Raw genomic sequence first — 15,816 nt, 5'->3', positions numbered from 1 at the left:
TCTGTGGTCAATGTGCTTGCCGGCCGCTTGCAGAGGCGCTTTCCGCCGTCGGGATCTTGGGCAGGGGGATGCCGGGAACGCTTCGCTTATCCCGGCCTACCTCTATTCCCTCTCCCCCTCGGGGAGAGGGCCAGGGTGAGGGGGCTGAGCAGCCCCGGCGCTAGAGGGTATGCGTCGGCCGCTCGGAGCGCAGCGCGCCGCCGAGCAGCGACTCGATCTTCTGCTGCGTGGCGCCGCTGTCCTGGCCCGAGAACTGGATGCCGATGCCGGCCTGGCGCTGGCCCTGGGCGCCCGGCGGGGTCACCCAGACCACCTTGCCCGCCACCGGCAGGCGCTCGCCCTGCTCCGTCAGGTTCAGCAGCAGGAACACCTCGTCGCCGAGGTTGTAGTTCTTGCGCTCGTTGCGCTGCGCGGGGATGAACAGGCCGCCGTTGGCGATGAACGGCATATACGCCGCATACAGCGCCGACTTGTCGGCGATGTCCAGCGTCAGGATGCCGGGTTGTCCGCCACCTTTGGGTTCCGGCGTCATCGTTTGCTGCCCCCTCGTTGCCGCGAGACCCAGAGCTCGATCGCCAGGGCCTCCCACATCAATTGCCGGTCGACATTGGTCGACAGCAGGCGCCGGGTCTCCACGATCACGTTAACCGTCCGGCGCAAGCGGTTGACGTCAATCGATTCTGCCACGTTTTTCAGGCGTTGTGCATAGTCCCGCTGCACCCAGCCCTCCGGCGGCACCCCGGCGGCCCGCTTGAGGACATCGCCGGCCGTCAGATAGAGCCAGTCCAGAAGCTCGGCATGCGGCCCGGCATTCCAGCGCTCCGCGACCTCCGGCGGCGGCGCGCGCCCGCCCAGCAGCGCCTCGAGATCGTCCCACCACTGCGCGTGACGTTCGCCCGCGCCGGCTTCGGCCAGCGCCTCGGCGCGCAGCGGCGCCCCGCGCGCCAGCGGCAGCGCCGCGGCCACGGCGGGATCGCGGCCGGCCGCCCAGGCCTCGGCCTCGGCCGGCGCCGGCAGGGGCACCCGGATACGCTGGCAGCGGCTGCGGATGGTGGCCAGCACCGCCGAGGGCCGCTCGCTCACCAGCAGGATATGGGCCCCGGCGGGCGGCTCCTCCAGGGTCTTGAGCAGGCTGTTCGCGGCGCCGGCGGTGAACGCCTCGGCCGGGTCGATCAGGCCCACGCGGCGGTGATAGTGCGCCGTCAGCGACAGTTTTCGCCCGAAGGCCCGCGTCTGCGCCACGCGGATGTCACGGGCACCCTCCTCCGGCGTCAGCTCGGCGTAGTCGGGATGGCTGCCCGCCGCCATCTGGGCGCAGGCGCGGCATTCGCCGCACGGCAGCCCGTCCGCGCCCGGCGACTGACAGAGCAGCGCGCGCGCCAGGGTGTCGGCCAGCCGCCGCTTGCCGACGCCGGGCGGGCCGACGAACAGCAGCGCGTGCCCCAGGCGATCGGCGGTCAGGGCCGGCGCCAGCCACGACCAGACCGGGGACAGCCAGGCCGGCAGGGCCTCGCTCACAGCCAGTCCCCGAGGGCGTCCCGCAGGCCGGCGCGGACCTCGTCCACGCTGCCCGAGGCATCGATCACCCGGTAGCGGTCCGGCTCGGCCGCGGCGCGTTCGAGATAGGCGGCGCGCACGCGCTCGTGGAAGGCCTCGGCCTCGTCGTCGAAACGGTTGCGCTCGGCGCGCCCCCGGGTGCGCTCCAGCCCCTGCGCCACCGGCAGGTCGAAGATCAGGACCCGGTCGGGCTTCAGGCCGTCCAGGGCCAGCCGTTCCAGGGTCGCCACCGCCTCCTCGCCCAGGCCGCGCGCCGCGCCCTGGTAGGCGTAGCTGGCGTCCACGAAGCGGTCGCACAGGACCCACTCGCCGCGCGTCAGGGCCGGTTCGATGCGCTGGCGGCAATGGGCCGCGCGGGCGGCGAACATCAGCAGCAGCTCGGTCATGGGCGGCATGGGCTCGCCGTGGTCGGCGAGCAGGACGCCGCGGATGGCCTCCGCCAGCGGCGTGCCGCCGGGCTCGCGGGTGACCGTCACGTCGTGACCGGCGGCCGTGATCAGGTCCCGCAGGAAGCCGATCTGGCTACTCTTGCCGGCGCCTTCCACGCCCTCAAGGGCGATGAAGCGGCCGCGCGCGCTCACGGCGTCTGCCCCAACTGGTAACGGCGCACGGCGCGGTTGTGCTCCTCCAGCGTCGCCGAGAACACGTGGCTGCCGTCGCCGCGCGACACGAAGTACAGGGCGTCGCCCTCGGCGGGATCGACGGCGGCCTCCAGCGAGGCTGTGCCCGGCAGCGCGATCGGGGTCGGCGGCAGGCCGCGGCGGGTATAGGTGTTGTAGGGGGTGTCCGAACGCAGGTCGCGCCGGCGCAGGTCGCCGTCGAAGTCCTCGATGCCGTAGATCACGGTGGGGTCGGTCTGCAGGCGCATGCCGCGCTGCAGGCGCCGCACGAACACGCCCGCGATGCGCCGGCGCTCCTCCGGCACGGCGGTCTCCTTCTCGATGATGGAGGCCAGGATCAGCGCCTCGTAGGCAGTGTCGAAGGGCAGCCCCTCGCTGCGCCCGGCCCAGACACGCGCCAGGGTCTCGCGCATTGCCCGGTGGGCGCGGCGCAGGAATTCGATGTCGGTGGTCCCGCGCGGGAAGTGGTAGGTATCCGGCAGGAAGCGGCCCTCGGGATGTTCGCCCTCGGCGCCGATCGCCTTCATCACGGCGGCGCCGTCGGCGTCCGCCAGCCGCGTGTCGATGGCCTCGTGCCGCGCCAGGGCCTGCCGCAGCTCGGCGAAGGTCCAGCCCTCGACCACGGTGAGCCGGTACTGGCGGGTGCGGCCCGCCACCAGCATCGCCAGCAGCTCGCCGGGATACATGCCCGGCGGGATTTCGTATTCGCCGCTCTTGATCGCCTGGGCCCGGTCGCGCAGCCGCGCGTAGACCGTGAAGTAACGGGCCTGGCGGCGGCCGGCGAACACCCCGTCGCGGCGCAGGTCCGCGGCCAGGCGCGACAGCGGCGTGCCGGGCTCGACGGTCACGATCCGGGGCTCGGTATGCGCCAGCGGGCGGTCGAAGAAGCGCGCCACGTCCCACGCGATCACCGCGGCCAGCGCGAGCGCCGCCACGACCAGCGACAGCAACAGCCGCTTCATGCCGAATCCTCCAGCCGCCGCCGGCACCAGCGGGCGGCCTCGTCCCCCGCGTAGCGGCGCCCGGCCAGGGCGCGCACGGGCCAGATCTCCATGGCGCTATTGCACACGAACAATTCCTCGGCGTCTTCCAGGTCGGCGGCGCGCAACACGGCCTCGCGGCAGGGGCGTCCGGCCGCGGCGCAGGCATCCAGGATCCGCGTGCGCGTGGCGCCGCGCACGCCGGCGTCCTCGATCGCGGGGGTGACCAGCTCCCCGGCCAGCACCGCGAACAGGTTGCTCATGGTGCCACAAACGACCCGTCCGTCCGGGGTCCGCATGAGGCCCTCGGGCCAGCCGTTGTCGCGGCATTCGGCGCGCGCCAGCACATGCTCCAGGCGATTCAGGTGCTTGGCGCCGGCCAGCGCCGGCGACACCGCCAGCGGCGTCGTGCAATAGCCGGCCTCGATCCCCTCCTCGGCATGCGACGCCGGATGCGCGGGCGGCGGGTAGCGCAGCAGCAGGCGGGTCGGCTCGACGGTCCCGGGCGGTGTGTAGCCGCGGCCGCCGCTGCCGCGGGTGACCACGATCTTGAGGGTGCCGTCGCCGCCGTCGGCGAACAGGCGCGCGGTCTCGTCGGCGAGCGTCGCCGGCGGCGGGACCGGCAGACCGAGTTGGCGGCAGTCCGCGTCCAGGCGTGCCATCTGGGCGTCCCAGGCGATGACCCGGCCGCCGGACACGCGCAGGGTGCGGAACACGCCGTCGCCGTAGTGCAGCCCGCGGTCGGTGACCGCGATCGCGTCGGCGGGCTCGCCGTTGCGCAGGGCGGCCGGGGTCACGCCGGGTCCACGCCCAGGGACAGGAGCATGCCGCGGGCCTTGGCCCGGGTCTCGGCGAGCTCCTGCTCGGGATCGGAGTCGGCGACGATACCGGCGCCGGCGCGCAGGCTGACGCCGCCGCCGTCGTGCACCAGCGACCGGATCAGGATGTTGCTGTCCAGGCGGCCGTCGCGGCCCAGGTAGCCGAAGGCGCCGGTGTAGGCGCCCCGCCCCGCCGCTTCCAGCTCGGCGATGATCTCCATGCAGCGGACCTTCGGGCAGCCGGTGATGGTGCCGCCGGGGAAGACCGCGCGCAGCGCGGCACCGGGCCCCACGTCCGGGCGCAGGCGGCCGCGCACGTTGGAGACGATGTGGTGGACGTGGGCGTAGGACTCCAGGGTCATGAGCTCGTTCACGGCGATGCTGCCGTATTCACAGACCCGGCCCAGGTCGTTGCGCTCCAGGTCGATCAGCATCACGTGCTCGGCGCGCTCCTTGGGATGGTCCAGCAGCTCGCGGGTCATGGCGGCGTCGGTGCCCGGCCGGCGCGGCCGGGTGCCGGCGATCGGCCGGGTCTCGGCCATGCCGCGGTCGATGCGCAGCAGACGCTCCGGCGACGAACTCACCACCGCGGCATCGCCCCAGCGCATGAGTCCGGCGAAGGGCGACGGGTTGGCGCGGCGCAGCGCCGCGTACAGATCGGCCGCATCGATACCGTCGGCCAACGCGGCCCGCCAGCGGCGCGCGAGATTGACCTGGAAGACATCACCGGCGCGGATGTACTCGCGGATCGCGGCCACGGCCTCCTTGTACTGCGCCGCCGGGTCTTCCGCCAGATCCCGGACCGCGACGGGACGCGGCGCGACGGTCCGCGCGGCCCGCAGGTCGGCGGCCATGGCATCCAGCAGGTCTTCGGCGCCGGCCTCGGCCGTCAGCCAGACCGCGCCGCTGACGCGGTCGCGCACCACCGCCGCGGGACAGCGCACCGCCAGCGCCCGCGGCAGGTCCTCCTCGGGGGCCGGCAGGCGCAGGCGCGGCTCCACCTGGCCGGCGAGCTCGTAGCCCAGGTACAGGAACCAGCCGCCGGCGAACGGCAGGCCCGTCGGGTTGTCGCCCGTCGAGGCCGCGTACCAGGCGTCCAAGGCCCCGAGGAAATCGTCGCCCGCGACGGGGCCGTCGCCGGCGAGGCCGTCCGCGGTCAGGCACAGGTGCTCGCCGGGAAAGGCGAACAGGATGTCGTAACGGCCGGTGACGGGCGTCGGCCCGTCGCCGGCGGCGGCGTTGGATTCCAGCAGGAAGGGATAGCGCGCCGGATCGTGCCGGTGCAGGCACAGCAGGTCGGCGGCGTCGGCCAGCGGCAGACGCCGGATGCGGGATTCGGCGCTGGGGGCGACAGCCGCCACGTCGGGGCGCGGGCCCTCAGAGCCGGCGGAAGATGAGCGTGCCGTTGGTGCCGCCGAAGCCGAACGAATTGGACAGCGCGACGTCGATATCCATGTCGCGGGCGGAGCCCGGCACGTAGTCGAGGTCGCAGCCCTCGTCCGGGTTCTCGAGGTTGATGGTGGGCGGCGCCACCTGATCGCGGATCGCCAGGAGGCTGAAGATGGCCTCCGCGGCGCCCGCCGCGCCCAGCATGTGGCCGGTCATGGACTTGGTCGAGCTGACCGCGAGCCTGTCGGCGTGGTCGCCGAACACGTTGCGCACGGCGTTGGACTCGGCGATGTCGCCGGCCTTGGTGGAGGTGCCGTGGGCGTTGATGTAGTGCACCTCGTCCGGGTTCATGCCGGCATCCCGCAGGGCCGCCTGCATGCACTTCTGTGCGCCGCCGCCGCTCTCGGCCGGCAGCGTGATGTGGTAGGCGTCCCCGCTCATACCGAAGCCCACGACCTCGCCGTAGATCTCGGCACCGCGGGCGCGGGCGCTCTCCAGCTCCTCCAGCATCATCACGCCGGCGCCGTCCGAGAGCACGAAGCCGTCCCGGTCGACGTCCCACGGCCGGCTGGCGGCCTCGGGGTCGTCGTTGCGGGTCGACAGCGCGCGCGCGGCGCAGAAGCCGGCCATGCCGATCGGGTTGGTCGCCATCTCGGCGCCGCCGGCGAGCATCGCGTCGGCGTCGCCGGCGGCGATCAGCCGCGCCGCGAGACCGATGTTGTGCGTGCCCGTGGTGCAGGCGGTCACCGTCGCCAGGTTCGGCCCCTTGAGGCCGAGCTGGATGGAGACCTGCCCCGAGATCATGTTGATGATGCTGCTGGGGATGAAGAAGGGGGAGACCTTGCGCGTGTTGCGGTCGTTGTCGTTGAACGCGACGCAGGTCTTCTCGATGGTGCCGATGCCGCCGATGCCCGAGCCGATGGTCACGCCGATGCGATCGGGGTCGAAAGCCTCGACGTCGAGGCCGGAATCGGCCAGGGCCTGGACCGCCGCGGCCACGCCGTAGTGGACGAACGGATCGTACTTCTTGGCGTCCTTGGGACGCATGAACTCGCCGGCGTCGAAATCCCGGATGGGACCGCCGAAGCGGGTGGGATAGCCGGAGATGTCGAAGCTGTCGATGGGTCCGATGCCGCTCTTGCCGGCAAGGATTCCGTCCCAGCTCGATGCCACCGTATTGCCGAGCGGCGAGAGAAGCCCGATACCGGTTACGACGACGCGACGCGTTTGCAAGGAAGCCCCCTTTGTCCGATGGGAAGTCCGATGGGCCGCGAACCGGCCCGCCCGGTCAGCCCTCGGCGTGCGACTTGATGTAGTCGACGGCGTCCTGCACGTTCACGATCTTCTCGGCTTCCTCGTCCGGGATGTCGATCTCGAACTCCTCCTCGAGGGCCATCACCAGCTCGACGGTGTCGAGGGAATCGGCGCCGAGGTCATCCACGAAGGAGGCCTCGCTGGTGACCTGGTCCTCGCTGACGCTGAGCTGCTCGGCGATGATCTTCTGTACTCGTTCTTCCACACTGCTCATGGTTGTCTTCTCCTACGCGTGTCGTGTGCTGAGATCCGTTTAAGGAGCGGGATTGGTTCGAAACCGGTCCGGACCCGGCGATTGTCGCCGATGCATGAAGGGCCGCCATTCTAGGGAAAAACCCCGGGGCGATCCATACGCTCCGGGCGGCGCCTTCCGCCGGGGTCTCAAATCATGTGCAAGCCACCGTTCACGTTGATGGTCTCGCCCGTAATATAACCGGCCTGGGGCGACGCCAGGAAGCGCACCGCGGCGGCGACGTCGTCGGCCTGGCCGAGGCGTTCGAGCGGAATCTGCGCCAGTAGTGCCTCGCGGTTCTCCGCCGGCAGGTCGCGCGTCATGTCGGTATCGATGAAGCCGGGCGCCACGGCGTTGACCGTGATCCCGCGCGAGGCCACCTCGCGCGCCAGGGACTTGGTCAGGCCGAACAGCCCCGCCTTGGCGGCGGCGTAGTTGACCTGCCCGGCGTTGCCCATCTGGCCCACCACCGAGGCAATGCTGACGATGCGGCCGTCGCGGGCCTTCATCATGCCCCGCAGCACGGCCTTGCACATGCGGTAGACGCCGGCGAGGTTGGTGTCCATCACCGCCTGCCACTCCTCGTCCTTCATCCGCAGGACCAGGTTGTCGCGGGTGACGGCGGCGTTGTTCACCAGGATGGTCGGCGCCCCGAACTCGGCGGTCACCGCCTTGACCAGCTCGGCCGGCTGCGCCGGATCGGCGACGTCCAGAACCCGGCCCGCGCCCGCGGCGCCGGCTTCTTTCAGGGTCTCGGAGATGCGGTCGGCGCCGTTGTCGCTGGTGGCGGTGCCGATCACCGTGGCGCCGGCCTCGCCCAGCGTGCGTGCGATGGCAGCGCCGATGCCGCGGGTGGCGCCGGTCACCAGCGCGATCTGCCCTTCAAGCTCCTGCATATATCTCCCCGGTTATCTCGCCGGTAACGACTCGCTTCATTCCTCGGCTACCGCGTCCAGGCCCCGGCGGATGCCCTCGGGATCCTGCAGCGGGATCGCCTCCACATTCTTGTCGATGCGCTTGACCAGCCCGCTCAGCACCTTGCCCGGACCGCATTCGAGCATAATCCCGGCGCCGTCGCCAGCCATGGCGCGCACGCTCTCGGTCCAGCGTACCGGGCTGTCGAGCTGGGCCACCAGCGCCTTGCGGATGCCGTCCAGCTCCGGGCGCGGCTGCCCGTCCACATTGTGGCGCACCGGCATCCGAGGCTCGCGCAGCGGCACCTCGGTGAGATGCGACTGCAGGCGCTCCACGGCGGGCTGCATCAACGGACAGTGCGAGGGCACGCTCACCGCGAGCTGCTTCACCAGCTTGGCGCCCTTCTCCTTGGCCAGCGCCATCGCGCGCTCGACCGCGGCGCGGTGGCCGGCGACCACGACCTGACCCGGGGCGTTGTAGTTGGCGGGGGTGACCTGCTCGCCCTCCGCGCCGGCGGCCTGGCAGACGCTCTGTACCGCCTCGTCGCCGAGGCCGATGATCGCCGCCATGGCGCCTTCGCCCTCGCCGACCGCGGCCTGCATCGCCTGGCCGCGCAGGCGCACCAGGCGCAGGGCGTCGCCGAAATCGATGGCACCGGCGCAGGTGAGCGCGGTGTATTCGCCGAGGGAATGCCCGGCCATCACGGCGGGCTCGGGGCCGTCGCGGTCGCGCCAGACGCGCCACACGGCCACGCCGGCGGCCAGCAGGGCCGGCTGGGTGACGTCGGTGCGGTCCAGGGTCTCGGCGGGGCCGTCGGTGATGGTGGCGGCCAGGTCGTACCCGAGGGCCTCGCCGGCTTCCTCGAAGGTCTCGCCCACCACGGGATATCTCTCCCGGAGCGCCGCCAGCATCCCCACGGCCTGGGATCCCTGGCCGGGGAAAAGCATCGCGAAACGCGGCATGTTTCAGGCCTCTCGTGCACTGTTCTGTGACGGAAGGCCGGATATCATACGCACCCCGGCGAGGCTTTGCCACGCCCGCTTTTGATATCCTGTAAGCCTCGTTCCTACAACCGTCCGAGCCCGCTCCGTTGATCGCCCCGCGCCTGACCGTGGCCGCCGTCGTCGAACGCAACGGCCGTTTCCTCCTGGTGGAGGAACGCGTCGACGGCGAGCTCGTGTTCAACCAGCCCGCGGGTCACCTGGAATACGGCGAGGACGTCGCCGCCGGCGCGGCGCGCGAGACCCGCGAGGAGACCGGCTGGCACCTGCGGCCGGAGGCCATCGTGGGCCTCTATCTGTGGCGGGTGCCGGGCGCCACCACGCACATCCTGCGCACCCTGGTCTGCGGCAGCGCCGAGGCCCCGGACGGCGAGCCGGAACTGGACGCAGAGATCGTCGCCACCCACTGGCTCGACTACGAGGCGATCCGCGAGCGCGCCCACCGCCTGCGCAGCCCGCTGGTGCTGCGCGGCATCGACGACTACCTGGCCGGCCGCCGCCACCCGCTCGACCTGTTCCGGCGCCTGCCGGCGGATGCGGCATGAGCGCCCCGCGGCACGTCATCGTCGGCCTGTCCGGCGGCGTGGACTCCGCCGTGGCCGCCCTGCGCCTGCGGGAGGCCGGCCATCGGGTGGAGGGCCTGTTCATGTTCAACTGGACCGAGGACGAGGCCGGCCGCTGCAGCGCCGCCGCGGACTACGAGGACGCCGCCGCGGTCTGCGAGGTGCTGGGCATCCCGCTGCACCGCGCCGACTTCTCGCGCGAGTACCGCGACCGGGTGTTCGCGCATTTCCTGGACGCGTACGCGCACGGGCACACGCCCAATCCGGACGTGCTCTGCAACCGCGAGATCAAGTTCGACGTGTTCCTGAACCACGCCCGCCGCCTGGGCGCCGACGCCATCGCCACCGGCCACTACGCGCGCAGCGTGGAGGCGGCCGGCGGGACCCGATTGCTGCGGGGTGTCGACCCGGGCAAGGACCAGTCCTACTTCCTCGCGGCAGTGCCCGAGACGGCCCTGGAACGGACCCTGTTCCCGCTCGGCGGCGAACGCAAGTCGGACGTGCGCGAGGCGGCCCGCGCCGCCGGCCTGCCGGTGCACGCCAAGCCGGACAGCACCGGCGTGTGCTTCATCGGCGAGCGCGACTTCGCCGGCTTCCTGTCGCAGTACCTGCCGGCGCGGCCGGGGCCCATCCGGGTCGCGGACGGCCCGCGCGCCGGCGACACGGTGGCCCGACACAACGGCCTGATGTTCCACACCCTGGGCCAACGCCGCGGCCTCGGCGTGGGCGGCATCCCCGGCACCGCCGAGGCACCCTGGTACGTGGTCGCCAAGGACCTGGCCGACAACACCCTCTGGATCAGCCAGGACCCGCAACACCCGATGCTGCTGTGCGAGACCCTGGAGGCCGAGGGCATGCACTGGATCGGCCCCGCCCCGGCCACGCCGCTGCGCTGCGAAGCCCAGGTGCGCTACCGCCAACGGGCCGAGCCCTGCACGGTGGAGACGCTCGGCGGCGGCGTGCGCGTGACCTTCGACCGGCCGCAGCGGGCGGTGGCGCCGGGCCAGTTCGTGGTGCTCTACGACGGCGAGCACTGCCTGGGCGGCGCCGAAATCCGCCGCGCGCACACCCTGGCCGGCTCGCGCGCCGCATGAGCCGGATCCACGACCAGGTATTGGCACTGGCCGGCGTCGCCCAGTTCGCACTCTATGCCCACGGCCTGGCCGCCGAGGGCATCGACCGCCGCGAACGTCTGGACCGCGCCCTGCACGCCGTGTTCAGCACCGACCCCGAGGACGCCGCGGCCGTGTTCGGTGGCGCCGACGGCGTGGCCGACGGGCTGGCGTTCCTGGAGCGCCAGTTGCGCGGCGCGGCCACCCCGGACACCGCGCCCGTGGCCCGCTACATCGGCCAGGTGCTGCGCCTGTCGGGCCGTTTGCTGCGCAACGACGAGGCCATGACCGCCCTGCGCGGCGCCATCGGCCGCGCCCGCCTGGCGGACCCGGAACAGGTCACCGCCATCCTCGACAACGCCTACCGCGAGAGCGTCAGCCCGGTGAAGCCGCGGATCATGGTCCAGGGCCACCCGACCTACCTGCAGAACGAGGAATTCGCCCGCCGCATCCGCACCCACCTGCTGGCCTCGGTCCGCAGCGCCGTGCTCTGGCGCCAGTGCGGCGGCCGCCTGTGGCAACTGCTGTTCCAGCGCCGCAAGTTGTTGTCGGCGATCGCCGATGTGCGCGGTGGGCAGGCCGCCGACTGAGAGTCGGTCGGCCAGACGGCCGACTTTTCCCTCTCCCCTCTGGGGAGAGGGTCAGGGTGAGGGGGCAAGGCATGGCAACCCCTCATCCCGGCCTTCTCCCCTCAGGGGAGAAGGAACCACAAAAGTACCGCCTAAAGGCGGGGGATGTACCGATCCCCTATTCATGACTTTAAACGGACGGTGCAGCCGAGGCCGCGCTCCGGTATAATTTCGGGCCGTCTCGCGCTCGTCGCGCGGCTCCGTTGCCAAGCCACCCGGACCGGCACAACCCGCCCGGATGGCTCGGCAACGGATTCCAGACCACCATCCAAATAGACTTCGTCTCTTGGGAGAGGACGCATGACCGACAGTTTCAACGCCCGTGCCCAGTTCCAGGCCGGCGACCGCCAATTCGACTATTACAGCCTCAAGGCGGTCGAGGAGCAGTTCCCGCAGGCGGCGCGCCTGCCCTACTCCCTCAAGATCCTCCTGGAGAACCTGCTTCGCCACGAGGACGGCGACAACGTCACCAAGGACGACATCCAGGCCCTGGCGAACTGGGACGCCAAGGCCGAACCCAACACCGAGATCGCCTTCACCCCGGCACGCGTGGTCCTGCAGGACTTCACCGGCGTGCCCGCGGTGGTCGACCTGGCCGCCATGCGCGACGCCATGAAGGACCTCGGCGGCGACCCCGAGAAGATCAACCCGCTGTCGCCCGCCGAGCTGGTCATCGACCACTCCGTGATGGTGGACGAGTACGGCTCCAATAACGCCTTCGACCTGAACGCCAAGCTGGAATTCAACCGCAACAAGGAGCGCTACGCGTTCCTGCGCTGGGGCCAGGGCGCCTTCGACAACTTCAAGGTCGTGCCCCCGGATACCGGCATCGTCCACCAGGTGAACCTGGAGTACCTGGCCCGCGTGGTCTTCGGTGACGAGGACAAGGGTCTGGCCTATCCCGACACCCTGGTGGGCACCGACTCCCACACCACCATGATCAACGGCGTGGGCGTGCTCGGCTGGGGCGTCGGCGGTATCGAGGCCGAGGCCGCCATGCTCGGCCAGCCGATCTCCATGCTCATCCCGCAGGTGATCGGCTTCAAGCTCACCGGCAAGCTCGCCGAGGGCACCACCGCCACCGACCTGGTGCTCACCGTCACCGAGATGCTGCGCAAGAAGGGCGTGGTGGGCAAGTTCGTCGAGTTCTTCGGCGACGGCCTCGCCGACCTGCCGCTGGCCGATCGCGCCACCATCGCCAACATGGCCCCCGAGTACGGCGCCACCTGCGGCATCTTCCCGGTGGACGACGAGACCATCCGCTACATGGAACTGACCGGCCGCGGCGCCGAGCAGCGCGAGCTGACCGAGGCCTACGCCAAGGCCCAGGGCCTGTGGCGCCACGACGGCCAGCCGGACCCGGTCTACACCGACGTGCTCGAGCTCGACATGTCCACCGTGCAGCCCAGCCTCGCCGGCCCGCGCCGGCCGCAGGACCGCGTGCTGCTCAAGGACATGCAGGCCACCTACCGCAAGGAGGTCGAGCCCTTCATCGAGCAGCGCCGCGACAACGAGAGCAGCGAGGAGCAGCGCCTGGAGGGCGAAGGCGGCGGCACCGCCGTGGGCGCCCACCCGGACGCCGACGGCACCGCCCAGGTCGAGTACAAGGGCGAGAGCTTCGAGCTCAAGGACGGCGCCGTGGTGATCGCCGCGATCACCTCCTGCACCAACACCTCCAACCCGGCGGTGATGATCGGCGCCGGCCTGCTGGCCCGCAACGCCGCGGCCAAGGGCCTGGACGTCAAGCCCTGGGTCAAGACCTCGCTGGCGCCCGGCTCCAAGGTGGTCACCGACTACCTCAACGAGGCCGAGCTCACCGACGACCTGGAGGCCCTGGGCTTCCACCTGGTCGGCTACGGCTGCACCACCTGCATCGGCAACTCCGGCCCGCTGCCCGAGCCGATCTCCAACGCCATCAACGAGCACCAGCTCAACGTCGCCTCCGTGCTCTCCGGCAACCGCAACTTCGAGGGCCGCGTGCACGGCGACGTGCGCATGAACTTCCTCGCCTCGCCGCCGCTGGTGGTCGCCTACGCCCTGGCCGGCACGGTCGACATCGACCTGAACAACGACCCGATCGGCCGGGACAAGGACGGCAACGACGTCTACCTCAAGGACATCTGGCCGTCCCAGAAGGAGATCTACGACACCATCGGCAGCTCGCTGACCTCCGACATGTTCACCAAGAGCTACGGCGACGTGTTCGAGGGCGACGAGCGCTGGCGCAAGCTGGACGTGCCCGAGGGCGAGATCTACCAGTGGGACGAGACCTCCACCTACGTCCAGAACCCGCCCTACTTCGAGGGCATGAGCGTGGACGTGGCGGACATCCCCAAGATCGAGGGCGCCCGCTGCCTGGCCCTGCTGGGCGATTCCATCACCACCGACCACATCTCGCCCGCCGGTCCCATCAAGGAAGACTCCCCGGCCGGCAAGTACCTGATGGAGCAAGGCGTCAAGCCCGCGGACTTCAACTCCTACGGCTCCCGGCGCGGCAACCACGAGGTGATGATGCGCGGCACCTTCGCCAACGTGCGGCTGCGCAACAAGCTGGCCCCCGGGACCGAGGGCGGCTGGACCCGCATGCAGCCCTCCGGCGACCAGATGTTCATCTACGACGCCGCCATGAAGTACAAGGAAAGCGGCACGCCGCTGGTGATCCTCGCCGGCAAGGAATACGGCACCGGCTCCTCCCGCGACTGGGCCGCCAAGGGCACCAAGCTCCTGGGCGTGGAAGCCGTGATCGCCGAATCCTTCGAGCGCATCCACCGCTCCAACCTGGTCGGCATGGGCGTGCTGCCCCTGCAGTTCCAGGACGGCGACAGCGCCGAAGGCCTGGGCCTCACCGGCACCGAGTCCTTCTCCATCGAAGGCCTCACCGCCGGCGCCGACAAGGTCACCGTCAAGGCCACCGTCGAGGACGGCGCGACCAAGGAATTCCAGGCCAAGGTCCGCATCGACACGCCGAAGGAATGGGAGTACTACCAGAACGGCGGCATCCTGCACTACGTGCTGCGGCAACTCGCCAAGGCCGCCTAAAGCAAAAGCTCTGGAATCATCCCTTCTAAGCCCGGCTCCGCCGGGCTTTTTTTATGCACGGTCGAAAACCGGATCGCACACCACCCCTACTTCGTCGCCCCGAACCCTTCCTTCGTCGCTCCGGAACCCCTCTCCTCAGTCGTCCCGGAAAGCGCCCCAACGCTTATCCGGGACCCAGCGGAAACATTCGACAAAACATCCCCACCCAACCCATTTCACAACCCCCGCTCAACTCGTATAGGCTGAACCAATCGACAAGGCCGCCAGGGAACGCAGGATGCAGGCCAGCCCGAACAAACCGAATACGGACCTCCCCTCTCAGCGTCTCCACGCCGCAAGTCAGCGCGCATCTACCCGGTGCAGTAGCCGACATCCCTGTTCAATCAATACGGCAAATGCGGAAGTCGCAATATTACGGCCGATACGTGCGGGGATTCGCTAGGCGACTGATTGTGCGGACCTATTTGAAATCCGGATTTAAGGCTGGGTTGGTGTTATACAGAATTCCTCGATATTCATATCAGGGAATTCCATCCAATCTCTGTTCGATTGCATTATGGAAGGAGGAGTAATGTTGGAACTGAAATGGAGAACGTGCGGCGACGACGAACATTGGTGCGATTTCTTTAATCTCAATCTCGATAAGAACCTGGGTGGCGTCGAGGGCGTCTACGTCATCTTCTATCTTGGTGAAGGTCAGCCGGGGCGTGTCGTACGAGTCGGTCAAGGGCACGTGGCAGATCGAATCGCCACACATCGCGAGGATTCGGACGTAACTCAGTATCGTAACAAGGGGTTGCTCGTGACTTGGGCGAAGGTGAGTGGCGCGAATCGAGATGGAGTGGAGGCGTATCTTGCCAATCTATTCGATCCGCTCGTTGGAGATCGATTTCCTGAGGACCGCGAAATCGAGGTTAATTCTCCTTTTGATTGAATACTGGCAATCGAACACGGCGCTTAACCGGACGCTCGTACCTCGCGCCGGTTAGCTCTGCGTTAGCTGAATGGTGGCAGCATGAAGTCTCGATCCAGATTGATGCTTGAGAAATCCGTGGCGGCGATGCTGTCTGCCATCGAGATCTACAACAAGCCGGATTTCAAGTATCGCGAAGAGACCTTCGCTGTTCTCTGCATCAATTCGTGGGAGTTGTTGCTGAAAGCCAAGGTCTTGAACTTGGCTGGAAACAAACCCGCGGCCCTCTACGTTATGGAGTACAAGACGCTGAAGAGCGGCAAACGCTCCAAGATCAAGCATAGAAAGACCAACCGCTCGGGGAACCCGATGTCCGTAGGTCTATTCGAGTGCTATCGAATCATCACAGAAGACTACGGCGTCAAAATCGAAAAGGCAGTTCACGACAACTTAGTGGCTCTCACCGAAATCCGGGACAATGCGATTCATTTTGTAAATGATGATCTCGCTCTTTCTCTGAAAGTCCAGGAACTCGGCACGGCCTCGCTACAGAATTACCTGCACCTGGTGAACGCTTGGTTCGGAGACGTGCTTTCTGGATTCAACTTCTACCTAATGCCGATCTCCTTCTTCAGAGATTTTGATACTGCCAAAGGCACCGCTCTAAATTCTGCGGAAAAGAAACTCTGAACCGCCCCGGTTATCCTGGAGGCTCGTGGGTTTGAGTCACGCCG

General features: G+C 69.2%; 16 protein-coding genes. 6 read left to right on the top strand and 10 right to left on the bottom strand.

The features are described from left to right. Positions 1-160 precede the first annotated feature (160 nt). From PC39_RS13475 to fabD, 10 genes are all read right to left on the bottom strand, one after another. Positions 161-532, bottom strand: a complete 372-nt coding sequence (locus PC39_RS13475; protein WP_353253922.1) for a PilZ domain-containing protein — start codon at positions 530-532, stop codon at positions 161-163. Then, on the bottom strand, positions 529-1,518 hold the full coding sequence (gene holB, locus PC39_RS13470) for a DNA polymerase III subunit delta' (RefSeq protein WP_353253921.1): 990 nt from the start codon (positions 1,516-1,518) through the stop codon (positions 529-531). The genes PC39_RS13475 and holB overlap by 4 nt, the downstream gene beginning before the upstream one ends. Beyond that, on the bottom strand, positions 1,515-2,138 hold the full coding sequence (tmk, locus tag PC39_RS13465; protein ID WP_353253920.1) for a dTMP kinase: 624 nt from the start codon (positions 2,136-2,138) through the stop codon (positions 1,515-1,517). The genes holB and tmk overlap by 4 nt, the downstream gene beginning before the upstream one ends. Then, positions 2,135-3,139, bottom strand: a complete 1,005-nt coding sequence (mltG, locus tag PC39_RS13460; protein ID WP_353253919.1) for an endolytic transglycosylase MltG — start codon at positions 3,137-3,139, stop codon at positions 2,135-2,137. The genes tmk and mltG overlap by 4 nt, the downstream gene beginning before the upstream one ends. Beyond that, the gene (gene pabC / locus PC39_RS13455) at positions 3,136-3,954 is read right to left on the bottom strand and encodes an aminodeoxychorismate lyase (protein ID WP_353253918.1); all 819 of its coding nucleotides are present in this window, start codon (positions 3,952-3,954) and stop codon (positions 3,136-3,138) included. The genes mltG and pabC overlap by 4 nt, the downstream gene beginning before the upstream one ends. Then, positions 3,951-5,303, bottom strand: coding sequence for an aminodeoxychorismate synthase component I (locus PC39_RS13450; protein ID WP_502950884.1), 1,353 nt, complete (start codon positions 5,301-5,303; stop codon positions 3,951-3,953). The genes pabC and PC39_RS13450 overlap by 4 nt, the downstream gene beginning before the upstream one ends. Before the next feature lie 49 nt (positions 5,304-5,352). Then, positions 5,353-6,597, bottom strand: coding sequence for a beta-ketoacyl-ACP synthase II (gene fabF / locus PC39_RS13445; RefSeq protein WP_353253916.1), 1,245 nt, complete (start codon positions 6,595-6,597; stop codon positions 5,353-5,355). A 55-nt stretch (positions 6,598-6,652) separates the two neighbouring features. Continuing rightward, the gene (acpP, locus tag PC39_RS13440; RefSeq protein ID WP_353253915.1) at positions 6,653-6,892 is read right to left on the bottom strand and encodes an acyl carrier protein; all 240 of its coding nucleotides are present in this window, start codon (positions 6,890-6,892) and stop codon (positions 6,653-6,655) included. 167 nt (positions 6,893-7,059) lie between these two features. Continuing rightward, the gene (fabG, locus tag PC39_RS13435; protein ID WP_353253914.1) at positions 7,060-7,806 is read right to left on the bottom strand and encodes a 3-oxoacyl-ACP reductase FabG; all 747 of its coding nucleotides are present in this window, start codon (positions 7,804-7,806) and stop codon (positions 7,060-7,062) included. A gap of 36 nt (positions 7,807-7,842) precedes the next feature. Next, positions 7,843-8,787, bottom strand: a complete 945-nt coding sequence (gene fabD / locus PC39_RS13430) for an ACP S-malonyltransferase (RefSeq protein WP_353253913.1) — start codon at positions 8,785-8,787, stop codon at positions 7,843-7,845. A gap of 128 nt (positions 8,788-8,915) precedes the next feature. On the opposite strand from fabD, the gene PC39_RS13425 reads away from it, so the two are divergent. The 6 genes from PC39_RS13425 (at position 8,916) to PC39_RS13400 (ending at position 15,772) form a co-directional block, all read left to right on the top strand. Then, entirely contained in the window at positions 8,916-9,371 is a 456-nt protein-coding gene (locus tag PC39_RS13425) for an NUDIX hydrolase (protein WP_353253912.1), read from the top strand. Beyond that, positions 9,368-10,483: a tRNA 2-thiouridine(34) synthase MnmA gene (gene mnmA, locus PC39_RS13420; RefSeq protein ID WP_353253911.1), complete on the top strand. Its 1,116-nt coding sequence runs from the start codon at positions 9,368-9,370 to the stop codon at positions 10,481-10,483. The genes PC39_RS13425 and mnmA overlap by 4 nt, the downstream gene beginning before the upstream one ends. Further along, on the top strand, positions 10,480-11,091 hold the full coding sequence (locus tag PC39_RS13415; protein ID WP_353253910.1) for a lysogenization protein HflD: 612 nt from the start codon (positions 10,480-10,482) through the stop codon (positions 11,089-11,091). The genes mnmA and PC39_RS13415 overlap by 4 nt, the downstream gene beginning before the upstream one ends. A 339-nt stretch (positions 11,092-11,430) precedes the next feature. Next, positions 11,431-14,169, top strand: coding sequence for an aconitate hydratase AcnA (gene acnA, locus PC39_RS13410; protein WP_353253909.1), 2,739 nt, complete (start codon positions 11,431-11,433; stop codon positions 14,167-14,169). Between the two features lie 571 nt (positions 14,170-14,740). Then, complete coding sequence (locus PC39_RS13405) at positions 14,741-15,103, top strand: hypothetical protein (RefSeq protein WP_353253908.1); 363 nt, start codon at positions 14,741-14,743, stop codon at positions 15,101-15,103. 102 nt (positions 15,104-15,205) lie between these two features. Continuing rightward, positions 15,206-15,772 (top strand): DUF3644 domain-containing protein, encoded by a 567-nt coding sequence (locus PC39_RS13400; RefSeq protein ID WP_353253907.1) that lies wholly within the window; start codon positions 15,206-15,208, stop codon positions 15,770-15,772. Positions 15,773-15,816: the final 44 nt, after the last annotated feature.

The sequence above is a fragment of the Salinisphaera sp. PC39 genome (genome assembly GCF_040361335.1).
In the GTDB taxonomy this organism is placed as follows: Bacteria; Pseudomonadota; Gammaproteobacteria; order Nevskiales; family Salinisphaeraceae; genus APNM01.
This window is presented reverse-complemented; position numbering and strand designations above follow the sequence as displayed.